At 67.4% G+C, this 16,906-nt stretch carries 15 protein-coding genes; 6 read left to right on the top strand and 9 right to left on the bottom strand.

From position 1 onward, the window contains the following. Position 1: 1 nt before the first annotated feature. Positions 2–1,108, bottom strand: a complete 1,107-nt coding sequence (lpxD, locus tag H6900_08820; protein MCC0073378.1) for a UDP-3-O-(3-hydroxymyristoyl)glucosamine N-acyltransferase — start codon at positions 1,106–1,108, stop codon at positions 2–4. Positions 1,109–1,159: 51 nt separating this feature from the next. Next, entirely contained in the window at positions 1,160–2,746 is a 1,587-nt protein-coding gene (locus H6900_08815) for a L,D-transpeptidase family protein (GenBank protein ID MCC0073377.1), read from the bottom strand. A 537-nt stretch (positions 2,747–3,283) separates the two neighbouring features. Between H6900_08815 and H6900_08810 the strand changes: the two genes are divergently transcribed. Continuing rightward, positions 3,284–3,853, top strand: coding sequence for a DUF882 domain-containing protein (locus tag H6900_08810; GenBank protein MCC0073376.1), 570 nt, complete (start codon positions 3,284–3,286; stop codon positions 3,851–3,853). Positions 3,854–3,988: 135 nt separating this feature from the next. Continuing rightward, positions 3,989–5,284: an HlyC/CorC family transporter gene (locus tag H6900_08805; protein ID MCC0073375.1), complete on the top strand. Its 1,296-nt coding sequence runs from the start codon at positions 3,989–3,991 to the stop codon at positions 5,282–5,284. Positions 5,285–5,309: 25 nt separating this feature from the next. On the opposite strand, the gene tgt is transcribed toward H6900_08805, so the two are convergent. Beyond that, positions 5,310–6,440 (bottom strand): tRNA guanosine(34) transglycosylase Tgt, encoded by a 1,131-nt coding sequence (gene tgt / locus H6900_08800; protein ID MCC0073374.1) that lies wholly within the window; start codon positions 6,438–6,440, stop codon positions 5,310–5,312. An 82-nt stretch (positions 6,441–6,522) separates the two neighbouring features. Here tgt and H6900_08795 point away from each other — a divergent pair, with 82 nt between their 5' ends. The 3 genes from H6900_08795 to H6900_08785 all read left to right on the top strand — a co-directional run bounded on the left by H6900_08795 (position 6,523) and on the right by H6900_08785 (position 8,092). Further along, a complete protein-coding gene (locus tag H6900_08795; GenBank protein ID MCC0073373.1) occupies positions 6,523–7,248 on the top strand; it encodes an enoyl-CoA hydratase/isomerase family protein in 726 nt (241 codons plus the stop codon). Positions 7,249–7,325: 77 nt separating this feature from the next. After that, positions 7,326–7,694, top strand: coding sequence for an SUF system Fe-S cluster assembly protein (locus H6900_08790; GenBank protein ID MCC0073372.1), 369 nt, complete (start codon positions 7,326–7,328; stop codon positions 7,692–7,694). A 5-nt stretch (positions 7,695–7,699) separates the two neighbouring features. Then, complete coding sequence (locus tag H6900_08785) at positions 7,700–8,092, top strand: iron-sulfur cluster assembly accessory protein (GenBank protein ID MCC0073371.1); 393 nt, start codon at positions 7,700–7,702, stop codon at positions 8,090–8,092. A gap of 739 nt (positions 8,093–8,831) precedes the next feature. On the opposite strand, the gene ilvD is transcribed toward H6900_08785, so the two are convergent. Beyond that, entirely contained in the window at positions 8,832–10,673 is a 1,842-nt protein-coding gene (ilvD, locus tag H6900_08780; GenBank protein MCC0073370.1) for a dihydroxy-acid dehydratase, read from the bottom strand. 130 nt (positions 10,674–10,803) lie between these two features. Between ilvD and H6900_08775 the strand changes: the two genes are divergently transcribed. After that, positions 10,804–11,535, top strand: coding sequence for a triose-phosphate isomerase (locus tag H6900_08775; GenBank protein ID MCC0073369.1), 732 nt, complete (start codon positions 10,804–10,806; stop codon positions 11,533–11,535). 48 nt (positions 11,536–11,583) lie between these two features. Here the strand turns inward: H6900_08775 and H6900_08770 are convergent, their stop codons facing one another. The 5 genes from H6900_08770 to H6900_08750 all read right to left on the bottom strand — a co-directional run bounded on the left by H6900_08770 (position 11,584) and on the right by H6900_08750 (position 16,890). After that, entirely contained in the window at positions 11,584–12,276 is a 693-nt protein-coding gene (locus tag H6900_08770; GenBank protein MCC0073368.1) for an EthD family reductase, read from the bottom strand. Position 12,277: 1 nt separating this feature from the next. Next, positions 12,278–13,594, bottom strand: a complete 1,317-nt coding sequence (locus H6900_08765) for a TRAP transporter large permease subunit (GenBank protein ID MCC0073367.1) — start codon at positions 13,592–13,594, stop codon at positions 12,278–12,280. A gap of 3 nt (positions 13,595–13,597) precedes the next feature. Further along, complete coding sequence (locus tag H6900_08760; GenBank protein MCC0073366.1) at positions 13,598–14,110, bottom strand: TRAP transporter small permease; 513 nt, start codon at positions 14,108–14,110, stop codon at positions 13,598–13,600. Between the two features lie 84 nt (positions 14,111–14,194). Then, positions 14,195–15,169 carry a TRAP transporter substrate-binding protein DctP gene (dctP, locus tag H6900_08755; GenBank protein MCC0073365.1) on the bottom strand — a complete coding sequence of 325 codons (975 nt, stop codon included), beginning with the start codon at positions 15,167–15,169 and terminating at the stop codon, positions 14,195–14,197. Positions 15,170–15,276: 107 nt separating this feature from the next. Then, positions 15,277–16,890: an AMP-binding protein gene (locus H6900_08750; GenBank protein ID MCC0073364.1), complete on the bottom strand. Its 1,614-nt coding sequence runs from the start codon at positions 16,888–16,890 to the stop codon at positions 15,277–15,279. Positions 16,891–16,906: the final 16 nt, after the last annotated feature.

Genomic DNA, 16,906 nt, shown 5'->3' with positions numbered 1-16,906 from the left:
GTCAGGATTCGCCACCCGCACCCTTCTCCACCAGGTTCTTGACAGTTTTCTGAAGCTCGGCGAATTGCGCAAGGATTCTCGGCAGTCGCCGCTGGGCTTTGTATATCTCGACATTCTGGTCCATGCGAACGGCGGGCGAGCCCATCAGCATCCGCCCGGCCGGCGCGTTCGACGTGATCAGCGTGCCCGCCGCCGCGACCACGCCGTCGCCGACAGAGATGTTGTCCACCACCCCGGCCTGCCCGCCCAACACGACATGGTTGCCGATCCGGGTCGAGCCGGCGATGCCGACCTGCCCGCACAGCAGGCAATCCTCGCCCACGATGACGTTGTGACCGACCTGCACAAGGTTGTCGATCTTGGTGCCCCGGCCGATCACGGTATCGCGAATCGTGCCCCGGTCGATGGTCGAATTCGCGCCCACCTCGACATTGTCGCCGATACGCACGGCGCCCAGCGAATGTATCCGCAACCAGGCCTGGTGCGCGGCTTCGGCGTTTTGGCCCAGCGACTGGCGCGCCTCTTCGACGCGCGAGCGATCCTCGGTCACGAAACTGAACCCGTCGCCGCCGATCACGCACCCGGGCTGGGCGATGAAATCGTCGCCGATCCGCACCCGCGCACCGATCCGCACCCCGGACAGGATCAGGGCCCGCGCCCCGATCTGCACCCCCGCGCCGATGCTGACGTGATCGGCGATGCGCGCCTCGGGGCCGATCCGCGCGTCGGCGCCGATCACCACAAAGGGGCCGATCGCCGCGCCCGGGCCGATCTGGGCCGAGGTGTCGATCACCGCGCTGGGGTGGATGCCGGGGGCAAGCACCGGACCGGGATCGAAACTGCGGGTCAGGACCGCCATCGCCAGCCGCGGGCGCGGGGCAAAGATCGCCGCCTCGAGCCCCAGCGCGCGCCAATCCGCGCCTTCCCAAAGGATCGCGGCGCGGGCCCGGCCTTGCGACAGCCCCTCGGCATAGCGGGGCGCCATGGCCAGGGCCAGATCGAACGGCCCGGCCACGCTCGGCTCGGCGGCGGCGGTGACGGTCAGGTCGCCCACGCCCTCGAACCGCGCGCCCAGCGCGGCGGCGATATCGGAAACGCGGTGCTGCATGGGAAACCTCCGGTCGGGCGACGGGTTCGACGCCCGACCGATGTAGCGTGCTCAGGCGCCCACTTCCACCCCGGCACTGATCAGGGCGTCATAAAGACGCGCGTCACGTCCATAGACGTCATCGCGGTAGTTCATGCGCCCATCGACCGAGGTATACGCCGTCCGGTAGACCAGATGCACCGGGATCGGCGTCACCAGGTTGACCTGGGTCTGCCGGCCCGAGTTCAGCACCGACATGTAGAAACGCTGGGGGTCCGGCTCTTGCGGGCGCAGGATCTCGAAGGCGAAGTCGCGCGGCCGTTGCAGGCGGATGCACCCGTGCGAGAACGCCCGCACCGGGCGGCCGAACAGCGACCGCGAGGGCGTGTCGTGCAGATAGATCGCGTAGGGGTTGGGGAACAGGAACTTGACCTCGCCCAACGGGTTGCCCGGCCCCGGGGGCTGGCGCACCTCGAACGGCAGCGTGGTGGGCGAATAGGCGCCGATGTCCACATATTCGCGCGGCACGACGTTGCCGCGGTTGTCGATCAGTTGCAGGTGCTGCGCCCCGCCCGAGGTCAGAGCGCCCCAGTATTCGCCGACGATCGACCGCGGCAAGGTCCAGTCGGGGTTGATCTCGATGTATTCCATGACGTCCGAGAATTCCGGCGTCTGGGTGCCGCGCGCGCCGACCACCGCACGGGTTTCAAAGGTGACGTGGTCGAAATCGACGATGCGGGCGACAAAATCCACCAGGTTCACCCAGACGTGCCGGTCGCCGCGCGGAATGTTCAGCCAGCGTTCGCGCTCCATCGCCACGACGATCGGCCGCAGGCGGTCCTCGGGATCGACGTTGATCTGGCGGATGGTGTCCGAACCGGCGACGCCGTCGGCCTCGATGCCGACGGAATTCTGGAACTCCAGCACCGCCGCCTGCATCCGCGCGTCATATTGCGCCGACGGGCTGCGCGGCAGGAAACCCATGGCGATCAGACGGTTGCGCAGTTGCACCACCGCCGGGCCACGGTCGCCGGGCGCAAGCGATCCGGCCTGGACATGCGGCCCCCAGCCGCCCTGGGCGATCTGCGTCTCGAGGTCGTGCTTGGCACGGTAGAGGCGCACGTATTCGGGCGACGACGGCGCCAGGTTGCGCATGAAGCTGACCGGCTCGGCGTTGACGAAATCATGCATCAACTGCGTCGGATCGGGACGCGGAAGCTGGCGCACGATGTCGGGAATGATGGTCGAGGGTTCCAGCACGCCCGAATGGATGTCGCGCGCGTATTGCAGGAACGTCAGCGAGGCGCGCGCCTCGACCAGGCCGCGGTCGCGCTCGGTCTCGACGCCGTTGAAAGCCGCCAGCAGACCGGGCAGGTCATAGCGCGCCACGGGCAGGCCATGCTCGGCCGCGCGGCTCAGCGCCGAGACCAGCGCGGTGCGCCGCGCCGCGTCCTGGGCCCCGGTCCAGATCGGCTGAAAGCCGTTCTCGCGGTAATAGGCGGCCAGCGCGCTGTTTTCGGCCGCGCCTTCGGCCAGCGCCTGTCGAAACGCCGGAAAGGTTTGCGCGAGGGCCTGCCCCGGCCCCAACAGCGCCGCCGGCGCGACAGCGGTCACCCCGAGAGCAACCGCCATGACCGCCGCGCGCAGTCCTGGCGCCATCCGTCCCGCAATCCTCATCTCCGGCCTCCGTCAAGGTCTGTGTCTGATGCCCGTGAGTCGCGCGAACCTGCCCAAAGGTTCACGAACAATCACGGAATTGTGCCAAGATCGCAGAAAGCAGGTCGATTCACAATTGCGACAGCCCGCGATTCCCTTTGTCGCTCGGCAAATTCCACCGGCTCGCCCCGCGCGCCGCAACCCACGCGGGAACGCCCGACGCAACGCACCGCCACAGGCCGCGATTCGTCCCCGAAATTGCATGAGCTTTGCCTTGCAAGATCCTGGAAAGGCCCGGGAAAGAGGGCGCTTAACGCATTTTCAGCGAATTCCCGCCTATTTTGCCGTTGGACCGCCCCGATCACCGACTCCGTGCTTGGGCCAAGCGGCTTGTTGTGGCATAGACGCATCAGAAGACGAAAATCTTCATGATCGGTTTGCCATCAGGCCCACGGCCCGGGCGCAAGACCCAGAAGGGAAACCGTGATGAAGCAAGGCCTCAACGGCTCGAACGCAGTATTGGGATGGGACAGAACCAGAATGTCGACCTCCGCTAATCCCGGATTTTCGCGGCGCGCCCTGCTGGGCATCTTTGCCGCGACCGCCATCACCGCCGCCCCGCGCATGTCCAAGGCCTTTGCCTTCAACCGTGGCGCCGGCGACATCCGCCGCCTGAAGATGTATTCGGGCCGGACCGGCGAACGCCTGGATGCCATCTACTGGGTCGATGGCGAGTATATCCCCGAGGTCCTGACCGAAGTGGACCAGTTCTTCCGCGACTGGCGCATCGACCGCAGCCACCGCATCGACACCCGAACGCTGGACATTCTGGCCGCCACGCACAACATTCTGGACGTGAGCGAACCGTACATGCTGCTGTCGGGCTACCGGTCGCCCGAAACCAATGCCATGCTGCGCCGCCGCTCCAGCGGTGTCGCGCGCAATTCGCGGCACATGGTCGGCCAGGCGGCCGACGTGCGGCTCGACAACCGCTCGGTCAGCCAGATCGCCCGCGCGGCGCTGGCGTGCAATGCCGGCGGCGTTGGCCGTTACTCGCGCTCGAATTTCACGCATGTCGATTGCGGCCCGGTCCGCACCTGGGGCGGCTGATCCCCACCGTTCCGCGCCCGACCTGACGCCCCGCTGCCGCCGGCCGCGGGGCATTGTCGTTGCCGATACCGCCGCGACCCTTGTGCAGGCGACCCCGGCACCCCTATCTTGGCGCACCATCCCACCGAGTGAGCCATGACCACTTTCGACACCGCATTCTGGACCACCAGCGCCGCGATCCTGGCGCTTCTGATCCTGTCCGCCTTTTTCTCGGGCAGCGAAACCGCGCTGACGGCCTCGTCCCGGGCAAAGCTGCGGGCGCAGGCGGACAAGGGATCGAAGGGCGCGCAAGCCGCGCTCAACGTGACCGAAGACAGCGAGCGGTTGATCGGCTCGGTGCTGCTGGGCAACAACCTGGTGAACATCCTGTCGGCATCGTTGGCGACGGCGCTGTTCACGCGGCTATTCGGCGATTCGGGGGTCGCGCTGGCGACGCTCATCATGACCGTGCTGGTCCTGGTCTTTGCCGAGGTCCTGCCCAAGACCTACGCCATCACCAACCCGGAAACCGCCGCGGCGCGCGTGGCGCCGCCGATCCGGCTGATCGTCCTGGTCTTTGCCCCCGTGGTCAGCGCGGTGCGCATGTTGGTGCGCGGCATCCTGGCGTTGGTGGGCGTGCGCACCGACCCCGACAGCGCGGTGCTGTCCTACCATGAGGAAATTGCCGGCACGCTGGCCCTGGGCCACCAGGAAGGCACCGTGGACAAGGAGGACCGCGACCGCCTGCTGGGGGCGCTGGACCTGTCCACCCGCACGGTCGAGGAGGTGATGCTGCACCGCTCGCAGCTCGAGACCGTGAACATCGACGCCCCGGTGGCCGAGATCATCGCCCAGTCGGTAAACTCGCCGCACTCGCGCCTGCCGGCCTGGCGCGACGAACCCGAGAACATCGTCGGGGTGATCCATTCCCGCGACCTGATGCGCGAGGTTCACCGACTGGTCGCCGAGGCCGGCGGGCATTTCGGCGCAATCGAGACGCTGGACATCCTCAGCGTCGCGCGGGCGCCCTATTTCGTGCCCGACACCACGCCGCTCGATGAACAGATGCAGCAATTCCTGCAACAACGGCGCCATTTCGCGCTGGTGATCGATGAATACGGCGCGCTTTTGGGGTTGATCACGCTCGAAGACATCCTGGAAGAGATCGTCGGCGAAATCGTGGACGAGCATGACCTGCCGACCGAAGACCCGATCACGCGGCTCGACTCGGGCGCGATCGAGATCGACGGCGCGATGACGATCCGCGACCTGAACCGCGCGATGGACTGGACCCTGCCCGACGACGAGGCGAACACCGTCGCCGGCCTGGTGATCCACGAAGCGCAGGCAATCCCCGAGGCCGGGCAGGTGTTCCAGTTCCACGGCTTCCGCTTCGCGGTGGTGGAACGGATGGAAAACCGTCTGACCCGGCTGCGCATCCGGCGGATGTGACCCGCCGCGACGGGCCGGCCCGCGCTCACAGCGGTTCGATATCGCCCTCGGCCCTCAGCGCGTGAAACTCGGCCACGAAGGCCGCCAACCGATGATCCCGGATCGCGTCCCGCAGGCCCTGCATCAACGTCTGGAAATAGTGCAGATTATGCCAGGTCAGCAGCATCGAGCCGATGATCTCGTCGGCGCGAACCACGTGATGCAGATAGGCGCGCGCGTAGTTCCGGCAGGCCGGGCAGGTGCAATCGGCATCCAGCGGCCGGGGATCGTCGCGGTGGCGCGCATTCTTCAGGTTGACCGCGCCCCGCCGCGTCCAGCCCTGCCCCGTCCGCCCCGACCGGGACGGCAGCACACAATCCATCATGTCGATGCCGCGTTCCACGGCGCCCACGATATCGTCGGGCTTGCCCACCCCCATCAGGTAACGCGGTTTGTCGGCGGGCAGCTGGCCGGGCGCGTAATCGAGCACACCGAACATCGCCGCCTGCCCCTCGCCCACCGCGAGACCGCCGACGGCATAGCCGTCAAAACCGATCTTCACCAGCGCCTCGGCGCTTTCGGCGCGCAGCTCGGGCGTGACGCCGCCCTGCATGATCCCGAACAGGGCGTGGCCGGGCCGGTCGCCAAAGGCATCGCGCGAACGCTGCGCCCAGCGCATCGACAGGCGCATCGATTCGGCCACGCGCTTTTCATCGGCGGGAAGCGCGGGGCATTCGTCAAACGCCATGACGATGTCCGAACCCAGCAGGCGCTGGATCTCCATCGAGCGTTCGGGCGTCAGCCAGTGTTTCGAGCCGTCGATATGGCTGGAAAAGCGCACGCCCTCTTCCGTCAGCTTGCGCAGGCTGGATAGCGACATCACCTGGAACCCGCCCGAATCGGTCAGGATCGGGCGCTCCCAGTTCATGAAGCGGTGCAGCCCGCCCAGGGCATGGATGCGCTCGGCCGTGGGCCGCAGCATCAGGTGATAGGTGTTTCCCAGCAGGATATCCGCGCCGGTCGCGCGCACGCTTTCGGGCATCATCGCCTTGACCGTGCCGGCCGTGCCGACCGGCATGAAGGCCGGCGTCCGGATCTCGCCGCGGGGCGTGTGGATGACGCCGGTGCGCGCCGCGCCATCGGTCGCGTTCAGGGTAAAGGAAAAGCGTTCGCTCATGCAGGGCCTCTCTTTCGCCTGCCCCTTTAGCGCGCGCCGCGCCCTCTTGCCAGAGCGGCCTGTCCCGTCGCATCCTGCCGCGATGACCGATCTCGTCTCCTCTGCGCTGGACGCCGGCGTCCTGACCCTCACGCTGGGCAACGGGGTCGCGCATCCGCTGTCCCTGCCCATGATCCGCGCCCTGCACGGGGCGCTCGATGTGCCGGAGGCGCGGGTGATCGTGATCCACGGACCCGGGCGGATCTTTTGCGCCGGTCACGATCTCAAGGAGATCGCCCGCCACCGCGCTGACCCCGACCGGGGCGCGGCCTATCTGACCGCCCTGTTCGATGCCTGCGCCGCGCTGATGCTGGCCGTCGCCCAATGCCCCGTGCCGGTCATCGCGCAGTTCGAAGGGATCGCCACCGCCGCCGGTCTGCAACTGGTCGCCGCCTGCGACCTTGCCTATGCCGCCGACACCGCCACGGTCTGCCTGCCCGGCGTGCGCAACGGCGGGTTCTGCACCACGCCGGCCGTCGCCGTGTCGCGCGCGATCGGGCGCAAGGCGGTGAACGAACTGCTGCTGACGGGCGAGGACCGGGGCGCGGACTGGGCCCTGCGTGTCGGACTGGTGAACGAGGTCGTGCCGCGGGACGCCCTGGGCGCGCGCGTCACCGAGGTGGCCCAGGGCCTGGCGCAGCGCAACGCGGCGCCGATCCGCGACGGGCGGGCCTGCCTGTCCGCCCATCTGGCGCTGCCGCTCGAGGCCGCCTATGCGCTGGCAACCCCCGTCATGGTGCGCCATTTCCTGGACGAAAACCGCCGCTGAGGGGAATCTGCCCCCGCCCCCTTTACGCACCGCAGGCATAATCTTATATCTTCGCTCAGGAATTGAATGAGGGACGTATGGACGCCTCGCCTGCCACCAATGCCGCCGAAGGCACCCCGCTGATCGCCCCCTCGACGACCGAGCATCCGCTCTATGACAGCGTGGTCGATGCCTGCCGGACGGTCTTTGACCCGGAAATTCCGGTCAACATCTATGATCTGGGACTGGTCTACACGATCGCCATTGACGACCGGTCGGTGGTGCATATCGTCATGACCCTGACGGCCCCGGGGTGCCCCGTCGCGGGCGAGATGCCGGGCTGGGTTTCGGACGCCGTCAGCATCGTGCCCGGCGTCCAGGATGTCGAGGTCGAGATGACCTTTGATCCGCAATGGGGCATGGACATGATGTCCGACGAGGCCCGCCTGGAACTGGGGTTCATGTAAGCACCATGTTCGGCATTCCGGGAAAATCCCCCGTGACCCTGACCCCCGCCGCCGAGCGCCATATCGCGCGGCTCATGGCCAAGGGCGGCACGATGGGTCTGCGCATCGGCGTCAAGAAGGGCGGCTGCGCGGGCATGGAATATACCATGGACTTTGCCCAATCGGTCGAACCGCATGAAGCGGTGATCGAACAGGGCGAGGCCCGCGTCCTTATCGCGCCGATGGCGCAGATGTTCCTGTTCGGCACCGAGATCGACTATGAGACCGGGCTGCTGGAGAGCGGCTTCAAGTTCCGCAACCCGAACGTGTCCGAAGCCTGCGGTTGCGGCGAAAGCGTCAAGTTCGACGACGTCGAAACGCTGAAGGCGCGGATGGACGCCTCGAAAGCGGCCGAGTAGGCGCGGGTTGACGCCGCCGGGGGCCAGCCCCCGGACCCCCGGGATATTTTGCGCACAAAGAAGGGCGCGCGCGCGACCTGATGCCCGGCGTCGCGCATCAGGCGCTCGTGCACCGCCTGCATGCCGCGCGCGGCCATGTCGCTGACCTCGGCCGCGTGGGTGTGCAGCGCGGCAACGATGTCGCGATCGGTCGAAGTCTGGGTGACGACGATCCCCGCGTCGGTCATCGCGATATCGGTTGTGATCGCGCCGGGGCGGGCAAAGAAGATGTCCAGTGTCGGGCTCTGGATCACGATCTGCGGATCGCGGCCCTCCGCGACGCGCTGGATCATCCCCGCGACATGGCGCGTCAGCGCCTCCATCACCGCGGGGTCGGCGGCGCGGGTGAGCGTGCGGATGCCGTTGGGCCGTTCCACGACCCCGCGGGTCAAGGTCTGGTAGTTGCGGAACATCACCGCCAGATCGGCGCTTTCCGCAGGCGTCGCGCCGCGGCCGCGAAGCCCCGGCATCGTCACCTCGTCATGCCCCGTGCCATCGGCGCCGTGGCTGTGCATCATCGGGTGCTGGACGGTTTGCGCCAGCGCGGGCACCGACCAGAGACAGAGGACCAACTAGGGGGCCAGACGGCGGATCATGGGCAGGCTCGCCCGATGCATGGGGCGGGCGGGCGGCGCCAAGCGGGACGCGCCGCGCGTTCCCCGGGCGATGGGGGCGCCCCGCGGGCGCCCCGATGCAGGGCTCACTCGTCACCCGGCAGGATACGCACGCCGCCCTTGGCGGCCGAGGATGCCAGCATCGCATAGGCCTTGAGCGCGGTGGACACCGCACGCTTGCGGATTTCGGCCGGTTTCCAGGGCAAGGCGCCCTTCGCCGCGCGCCGCGCCTCAAGCGTGGCGTCATCGACCGCCAGGTGGATGGTGCGGTTCGGGATGTCGATGTCGATGCGGTCGCCGGTCTCGACCAGACCGATCAGGCCGCCCTCGGCCGCCTCGGGCGACACATGGCCGATCGACAGCCCCGAGGTCCCCCCCGAGAACCGCCCGTCGGTCAGGAGCGCGCAGGCCTTGCCCAGCCCTTTCGATTTCAGGTAGCTGGTGGGATACAGCATCTCCTGCATCCCCGGACCGCCCTGCGGCCCCTCGTAGCGGATCACCACGACCTCGCCGGCCGCGACCTTGCCCGTCAGGATGCCGTTCACCGCCGCGTCCTGCGATTCATAGACCTTGGCCGTGCCCGAGAATTTCAGGATCGAATCGTCCACGCCCGCCGTCTTCACGATGCAGCCGTTCTCGGCGATGTTCCCGAACAGCACCGCCAGGCCGCCATCCTTTGAAAACGCGTTTTCGACCGTGCGGATCACGCCCTTGGTGCGGTCGGCATCCAGCGTCTTGTAGCGGTTTTCGGTGCTGAACGCCTGGGTGGTGCGCACCCCCCCGGGGGCCGCGCGGTAGAATTCGTCCACCTTGGGATCGTTCGCGGTCTTGATGTCCCATTTCGCAAGGGCCTCGGCCATGGTGGCCGAATGCACCGTGCGCGCGTGGCCATGCAAGAGTCCGCCGCGATACATCTCGCCCAGGATGCCCATGATCCCGCCGGCGCGGTGCACATCTTCCATATGGACGTCGGCGACCGAGGGCGCCACCTTGCACAGCACCGGCACCTTGCGGCTGAGCCGGTCGATGTCGTCCATGGTGAAGTTGACCTTGCCCTCGTAGGCGATGGCCAGAAGGTGCAGCACGGTGTTCGTCGAACCGCCCATGGCGATGTCCAGCGACATCGCGTTCTCAAAGGCCTCGAAACTCGCGACCTCGCGCGGCAGATAGCCGGGTTCGTCGCGCTCGTAATGCGCCTTGGTGATCTCGACGATGCGGCGCCCGGCCTCCAGGAAGATCGCCTTGCGGTCGGCGTGGGTCGCCAGCATCGACCCGTTGCCCGGCAGCGCCAGGCCCATCGCCTCGGCCAGGCAGTTCATCGAATTGGCGGTGAACATCCCCGAACACGACCCGCAGGTCGGGCAGGCGTTCTGTTCGAACGCATCGACCTGTTCGTCGGAATAGCTGTCGTCGGCGGCGACGATCATCGCGTCGATCAGGTCCACCGATTTCACCAGATCGCCGATCTGGACCTTTCCGGCCTCCATCGGGCCGCCCGAAACGAAGATCGTCGGAATGTTCAGGCGCATCGCCGCCATCATCATGCCGGGCGTGATCTTGTCGCAGTTCGAGATGCAGACCATCGCGTCGGCGCAATGGGCGTTGACCATGTATTCCACGCTGTCGGCGATCAATTCGCGCGAGGGCAGCGAATAGAGCATCCCGTCGTGCCCCATGGCGATGCCGTCATCCACCGCGATCGTGTTGAATTCCTTGGCCACGCCGCCGGCCGCCTCGATCTCGCGGGCGACCATCTGGCCCAGGTCCTTGAGGTGGACATGCCCCGGGACGAATTGCGTGAACGAGTTCACGACGGCGATGATCGGTTTGCCGAAGTCGCTGTCGGTCATGCCGGTCGCGCGCCAGAGGCCGCGCGCCCCGGCCATGTTGCGCCCGTGGGTGGATCGACGGGAACGATAGTGCGGCATGGGTCAATCCTCGTGCTGGTTCGTGCGTCTCGATACCGCAGCAAGGGGCTTCGAACAAGGGTTCGACGCGTTGCGGGCTTGGCCTGAGGGGGGTGGCGCGGTAACACGGGGGAAAGACAGGGAGAGGTCCATGAGCAGACGCAAACTCGCCGCCGGCAACTGGAAGATGAACGGGCTGCGCGCCCATCTCGACGAGGCGCGCGCGCTGGCCGCCGCGCATCCCGCGCCCTCGGTGGGGGTGCTGCTCTGTCCGCCCGCGACCTTGCTGGCGCCGATGGCCGAGGCCCTGAAAGGCAGCGCCGTGGCGCTGGGCGGGCAGGATTGCCACGCCGCGCCCAAAGGCGCGCACACCGGCGATATCGCGGCCGCCATGCTGGCCGACGCGGGCGCGTCGCATGTGATCGTGGGCCATTCGGAACGGCGGGCGGACCACGGCGAAACCGACGCCGACGTGGCGGCCAAGGTCCGCGCCGCCTGGCAGGTCGGGCTGGTCGCGGTGGTCTGCCTGGGCGAGACCGAGGCCCAGCGTGACGCCGGTGAAACCCTGGGCGTGATCGGCGCGCAATTGGCCGGGTCCCTGCCCGACGGCGCCACCGCGTCGAACACCGTCATCGCCTATGAACCCGTCTGGGCGATCGGCACCGGCCGCACGCCCGACCGGGACCAGATCGCGGAAGTGCACGATTTCCTGCGCCGCGCGGTGCCCGACGCCGCAACGATGTTGCTTTATGGCGGGTCGGTGAACCCCGCGAATGCGTCTGACATTTTCGCCATCGCCAATGTGGACGGCGCGCTGGTCGGCGGCGCCTCGCTCAAGGCGGACGATTTCGGGCAGATCATCCAGGCCCTGGAACGGGCCTGACCACGCCTCGCGCCCCCTGTCCCGGCCATCGCGATTCCGCCACCCGCCTCAGCCCGCGGGGCTGAAACGTTCGGTCCACATCGGGAAATGCGCCGCGCCCCCCTCGTAGGGTGGAAAGTTGTGATAATCCGCGCGCAGCGCGTCGCGCACCGGGGATTGCAGCGCCGCCTGCAACATCTGCGGCGTATCGAATTCGACCCGGTTGCGTTGCAGGTAGCCGGTCTTTTCAAACGGCAATCCGCTGACCCAGTCCACCGGAGTCAGGATCTCGATGCCGCGAATGCCCGGCATCTGCTGAAACAACGGCGGGTGCGACGCCATGTAATGCGAATGCCAGGCGTTGGGGTCGCGGGCCGGTCCGGGGTAATGCACCACGTAGGAACAGCTGCGCGGCGGGGTCCTGCCCGGCGCCCAGGGCGCGGGCACGGGCCAACGCCGCCGCCAGAACGCCTGCGCGGTGACGCGCGGTTGCGCGCGGTCCGCCAGCCCCGCCAGACCCTGCACCTCGCCACCAGCGCAGGCGGCGGCCTCGAGGTCCTCGAGCCGGGCGAAATGCAGTTGCAGGCCCAGCATCGGCGGCGGCCCGTCATCCACATAGCGATCCTGCGCGGCCGCCGGTGTGAAGATCAGGGCGTCCTGCAACCCCCCGAGTTGCGCCAGCCGGGACCGCAGCGCGGCCCCGTCCGGCGGTGCCTCGTGGCCGGGCTCAGGGTGATAGAACAGCGCCAGGGCAAAGCTCATGTCATGGCGCCATCATGTTGGGCAGGAACAGCGCCAGTTGCGGCACCATGGCGATCAGGAAGATCAGGAACAGCGTCAGGCAGACATAGGGCGCCGCCGACAGCGCGATGGTGCGCAGCGACGTTCCCGCGGGCGCCACGCCCAGCACGATATACAGCAGCAGGCCAAAGGGCGGCGTGACGAACCCGACCTCGAAGGCCAGCAGCAGCATCAGGCCGAACCAGACCGGGTCGAAGTGATAGAGCTGCGCGATGGGCATGAACAGCGGAATGGTGATCAGCATCATCGACACCTGGTCCATGAACATCCCCAGCACCAGGATCACGACGATCATCATCAGCAACACGCCATAGGGCCCCAGGTCGATTCCCGTGATCGTGCTGATGAACCCGTTCGACGCCCCCGAAAACGCGAAGATCTGGCTGAAGGTGGTCGAGGCGGTGATGATGAGGAAGGTCATCGCCGTGACCTTCATCGCGTCGTCCAGCGATCGCCAGATCACGGCCCAGCTGAACTTGCGATAGACCAGCAGCAGCACGACGACGCCCATGCAGCCCAGGGCGGCGCTTTCGGTGGGGGTGGCAATGCCCAGGATGATCGTGCCAACCACGCAAAAGACCAGAAAGCTCATCGGCAGGATGTTCAGGGACACGGCCCGCAGCTTGGTCCAGCCGCTGACCTGGGGCACCGGGTATTGCGGGGCGGCCTCGGGGTCGATGCCGGTCTGCACGAAGATGAGCCCGACGAACAGCACCATCAGGATCAGGCCGGGGATGATCCCCGCGATCAGCAGCGCGCCCACGTTGATTTCGGCCAGCGACCCAAGCAGCACCGCCAGCGCCGAAGGCGGGATGACCACGGCCAGACTGCCCGCGCCCAGGATCGGGCCATAGGCCATGTGCGGCTTGTAGTTGCGTTTCAGCATCTCGGGCGCCATCAGGCTGCCCATCATCCCGGCGTTCGCCAGGCTTGAACCGGACAGCGCGGCAAAGACGGCACCCGCGCCCAGCGTGACCAGCGACAAGCGCCCCCGCAGATTGCCGACCGCCAGATCGAGCGCCTGAATGACCCTCTCGCCCAGGCCCGAGCGAAAGAACAGGCTGCCCATGACCAGGAACATCGGCAGCGGCGCCAGCGCGTAGGTGGTGATCGCATCCGAGAAGTTGGAGACCATCTGCGTCACGCCGCGCGCGCCGCCGAAGAACAGGAACAGGCCGGCGATGTTGGTGGCGAAGAACGCAAAGGCCACCGGCAGGCCCAGCCCCATCAGCACCAGAATCGAGCCGATGAGAAAGGAAAACGGATAGAGCCAGTCCATGTCTCAGTGTCCCCCGTTCGCCAGCGGGTCGCTGTCGTAGTAATCGTCGAACCCCAGTGCGAAGCGCAGCCATTCCAGCGCGGCCAGGAAGAAGGCCAGCGTCATCGGCGCGAAGATCACCCATTTGGGGATGTCGAAGTTGCGCATTTCATAGGTGTTGCGCGCAATCGCCAGCTGCATCGATGTCAGTGCGACCCAACCCAGGTAGAGACAGAGCGCCACGCACCCCAGATACACGATCCTGGCCAGCACGCGCTTTCCGGCGTCCGACAGCGCGATGCGCAGGAAGCTCACGAACACATGCCCTTTGTTGCGCACCAACCAGGGAATGGAAAAAAACGTGATGTAGAGCAGCAGCAATTCCGAGCTGTTCACCGCCCAGCTCAACGGTCTGAACCCGAAATTGCGCACGGCGACATCGGCAACGACGATCAGCACAAGCAGGCCGATCAGGGCCCGCGCGATGACCGACAAGACCCAGCAAAGCCGGCCGGACAGGTCAAATATGGTTTTCATTCGCTTCCCTCGACACCTTTGCACCGTATAGCACGGCCAGGTGAGTCGGGGCGCGCCCTTTGCGCAGGGCGCGCCCCGGAACGCTTACTGGAAGAGCGCGCGCAGTTCGGCCACATGGGTCGGATCACGCGCTTCCATCCGCTGCCACGAGGCATTGGCCGCGGTCTCGAGGAACCGCGCGCGGCCCTCGCCGGTCATCTCGACGACCTGCTGGCCAAGATCCACCATCTCCTGCCGCAGACGTTCGGCCAGGGCGGCGGTTTCCTCGTAGCTGGTGCGCTCGAACTCGCGACCGGTCTCCAGGATGATCTGCTGCGCCTCGGGCGAGAGGGCCTCGAACGCATCGTTGTTCATCGAGATCAGCACGTCCATCCGGAAAAAGGACGGATCGACCCGGTAGCGGGTAAAACGGTCCCAGCCAAACGCGTGATAGCCCAGCGCCGGATAGGCAAGGCCGTTGATCACGCCCCGCTCGAGCGAGGTGTAGACCTCGGACCCGGGCAGGATGACGAAGGTCGCGCCCAGCGTCTCGAAGAAGGTGCGATAGAGCGGCGAGGCACGCAGCACCAACCCCGAGAAATCGATCATCCCGTCGGCATCGAGCTGCGGCTCGTCCACAGTCCAGATATGGAACCCGGCCGAGGCATCGAGATGCGCGATCAGCCGCGCGTTGGCCTTTTCCTGGTAGATCGACGACAGAAGATCCCAGCCGCCGTTCTCGCGCGCTTCCATCGGCGAGACCGACCCGGCCGACAGCACCTCGCCCTCGGGCACCAGCTCAAGATACAGGCCGGCGGGGTTGTGGATCATGTCGATCAGGCCCGATTGCTGGGCGGTGCCAAGCTGCGGGCTGGGGATCACTTCGGGTCCGCCGCGCACGTCGATCCGGACGATGCCTTCGCCACGGGTGTTCACCGCTTCGACGAAGCGCAGGAACTCTTGCGAGAAATCGGTCGAGGCCGGCGTGAAGTGGACGGCGTTGATCACGTCCTCGGCCACCGCGGTCTGCGCGGTCAAGGCGAGGGTTGCGGCGAGCGCCGCGGAATAAAGGAACTTCATGGTGTGACTCCGTGTTGGTTCTGTCGGACAGGGCGGTGTCCCGGGGGTTCCGGTCTTGCTTGACGACCGCCGTATCGTGCCGGTGGGTCAGGTCATCTCATGTCGTGTCAGGGGTCGACGCGATCCTCCTCTGCTGGGGCGTGGGCAGGCGTGGTCTGACGTCGCAGGCCCTGCTTTTCGGCGCGGAAATCATGCGCGCGTGGGTCGGTCAGAGGGTTCGCGGCAAAGGCCGTGGCGCTGACGCGACGCATCTTCTGCGTGCTGGTCACCGGCAGCGCGTCGCGGAACATCACCAGACCGGGCACCTTGAAATAGGCCAGCTTGTCCGCGCAATGCGCGAAAAGCGCCCGGGCCAGCGCGCCGCCCTCGGTCCCGGCCTGGGGGACGACGACGGCCATCACCTCTTCCTCGCGCACCGGGTCCGGCAGCGCCACGACCACGACCTGCGCCACGTCGGGGTGGCTGGCCAGGACGCCCTCGACCTCGAGCGCGGCGATATTCTCGCCCGAGCGGCGGATCACGTTGCGCCGCCGGTCCACGAAATGCAGCGCGCCGTCCGGGCCGCGCCGCACCACGTCGCCGGTGCGCAGCCAACCGTCCTGCCAGGCGGCGTCGGTGGCGACCGGGTCCTTCAGATACCCGCTGAACAGCCCGGCGGTCGGGTCCGGGCCCGCCGCGCGCACGCACATCTCGCCTTCGCCCTCGCCGACAAGCTCGCGGTCCAGCCCGTCGATCAGGCGCACCTCCATCTTCGGGCCGGGTCGGTCGGCGCGGCCGATGCAGCGGGTGCCGACATGGCGCGGACCGGGCAACGACGAGAGGATGCAGGCGCCGCCGGTCTCGGTCATCGCCCAACCTTCGATCAGAGGCACGCCAAAGCGCGCTTCGAACGCCGCGTGGTTGTCGGGGTGGACGCCGCCGCCAGACCCGAACCGCAGCCCGTGCGCCCGGTCATGCGGCGCCGGCGGCAGGTTGAGCAGCATCGCGGGCATGACGCCGAGATAGTGGAAACAGGTTGCCCCCGTCTCGATCGCGGTGTCCCACCATTGGCGCGGATGAAAGCGATCGACGATGATCTGCGCCCCGCCGCTGGCCAGCATCCCCATGAAACTGTTGCCCATCGCGTTGACGTGAAAGCACGGCATCGGGGTCAGCAGCCGTTCGCGCCCGGGGCGCAGCGCGATCGGCTCGGGCTGCGCCAGATACCAGTCGGCCCAGGCCATGAAATAGGCGTCGGACAACTGGCACCCCTTGGGCCTGCCCGAGGTTCCCGAGGTGTAGATCAGCGCGCAATGCTGGCCGCCATCGCCAGCCGCGGGCACCGCGGGCGGGGTATCGCCGTCCAGCAGGACCGGCACCCCCAGGCCCGCGACCTGGTCCCGTCGCTGCGACAAGGTGACGATCAGACCGGCATCGGAATGCGCCAGGATCCACGCCAGTTCGTCCGCTGCCGCGTCCGGGTTCAGCGGGACCACGCAGACCCCCAACCCGTTCAGCGCCAGCCAGTGCAGGAAATGCGCGGGCCGGTTTTCCAGCAGCAGCGCCACGCGGTGACCGGGGCCGAAACCCGCCGCGCGATACGCCGCGCGCAGGGTTTCGACCTGGGCCTGTGCCTCGGCATAGGTCCAGGTCCGGCGCGCCTCGCCCCAAAGGTCTGCGACGGCGGCGGGGATCACGAACAGCGCAGACGCGCCAAAGACCTGCGCCTGCTGCGCCAGCAGGGCCGCAGGCGAGGCA

Origin of the sequence: Rhodobacter sp. (assembly GCA_020637515.1) — a bacterium.
Lineage (GTDB): Bacteria > Pseudomonadota > Alphaproteobacteria > Rhodobacterales > Rhodobacteraceae > Pararhodobacter.
This window is presented reverse-complemented; position numbering and strand designations above follow the sequence as displayed.

Coding starts and splice junctions, on each gene's coding strand:
- H6900_08765 (MCC0073367.1), bottom strand. CDS start 13,594: ATGGACTGGCTCTATCCGTTTTCCTTTCTCATCGGCTCGATTCTGGTG.
- ilvD (MCC0073370.1), bottom strand. CDS start 10,673: ATGCCGCACTATCGTTCCCGTCGATCCACCCACGGGCGCAACATGGCC.
- H6900_08775 (MCC0073369.1), top strand. CDS start 10,804: ATGAGCAGACGCAAACTCGCCGCCGGCAACTGGAAGATGAACGGGCTG.
- H6900_08805 (MCC0073375.1), top strand. CDS start 3,989: ATGACCACTTTCGACACCGCATTCTGGACCACCAGCGCCGCGATCCTG.
- H6900_08760 (MCC0073366.1), bottom strand. CDS start 14,110: ATGAAAACCATATTTGACCTGTCCGGCCGGCTTTGCTGGGTCTTGTCG.
- H6900_08770 (MCC0073368.1), bottom strand. CDS start 12,276: ATGAGCTTTGCCCTGGCGCTGTTCTATCACCCTGAGCCCGGCCACGAG.
- H6900_08790 (MCC0073372.1), top strand. CDS start 7,326: ATGGACGCCTCGCCTGCCACCAATGCCGCCGAAGGCACCCCGCTGATC.
- H6900_08785 (MCC0073371.1), top strand. CDS start 7,700: ATGTTCGGCATTCCGGGAAAATCCCCCGTGACCCTGACCCCCGCCGCC.
- H6900_08795 (MCC0073373.1), top strand. CDS start 6,523: ATGACCGATCTCGTCTCCTCTGCGCTGGACGCCGGCGTCCTGACCCTC.
- tgt (MCC0073374.1), bottom strand. CDS start 6,440: ATGAGCGAACGCTTTTCCTTTACCCTGAACGCGACCGATGGCGCGGCG.
- dctP (MCC0073365.1), bottom strand. CDS start 15,169: ATGAAGTTCCTTTATTCCGCGGCGCTCGCCGCAACCCTCGCCTTGACC.
- H6900_08815 (MCC0073377.1), bottom strand. CDS start 2,746: ATGGCGCCAGGACTGCGCGCGGCGGTCATGGCGGTTGCTCTCGGGGTG.
- lpxD (MCC0073378.1), bottom strand. CDS start 1,108: ATGCAGCACCGCGTTTCCGATATCGCCGCCGCGCTGGGCGCGCGGTTC.
- H6900_08810 (MCC0073376.1), top strand. CDS start 3,284: ATGTCGACCTCCGCTAATCCCGGATTTTCGCGGCGCGCCCTGCTGGGC.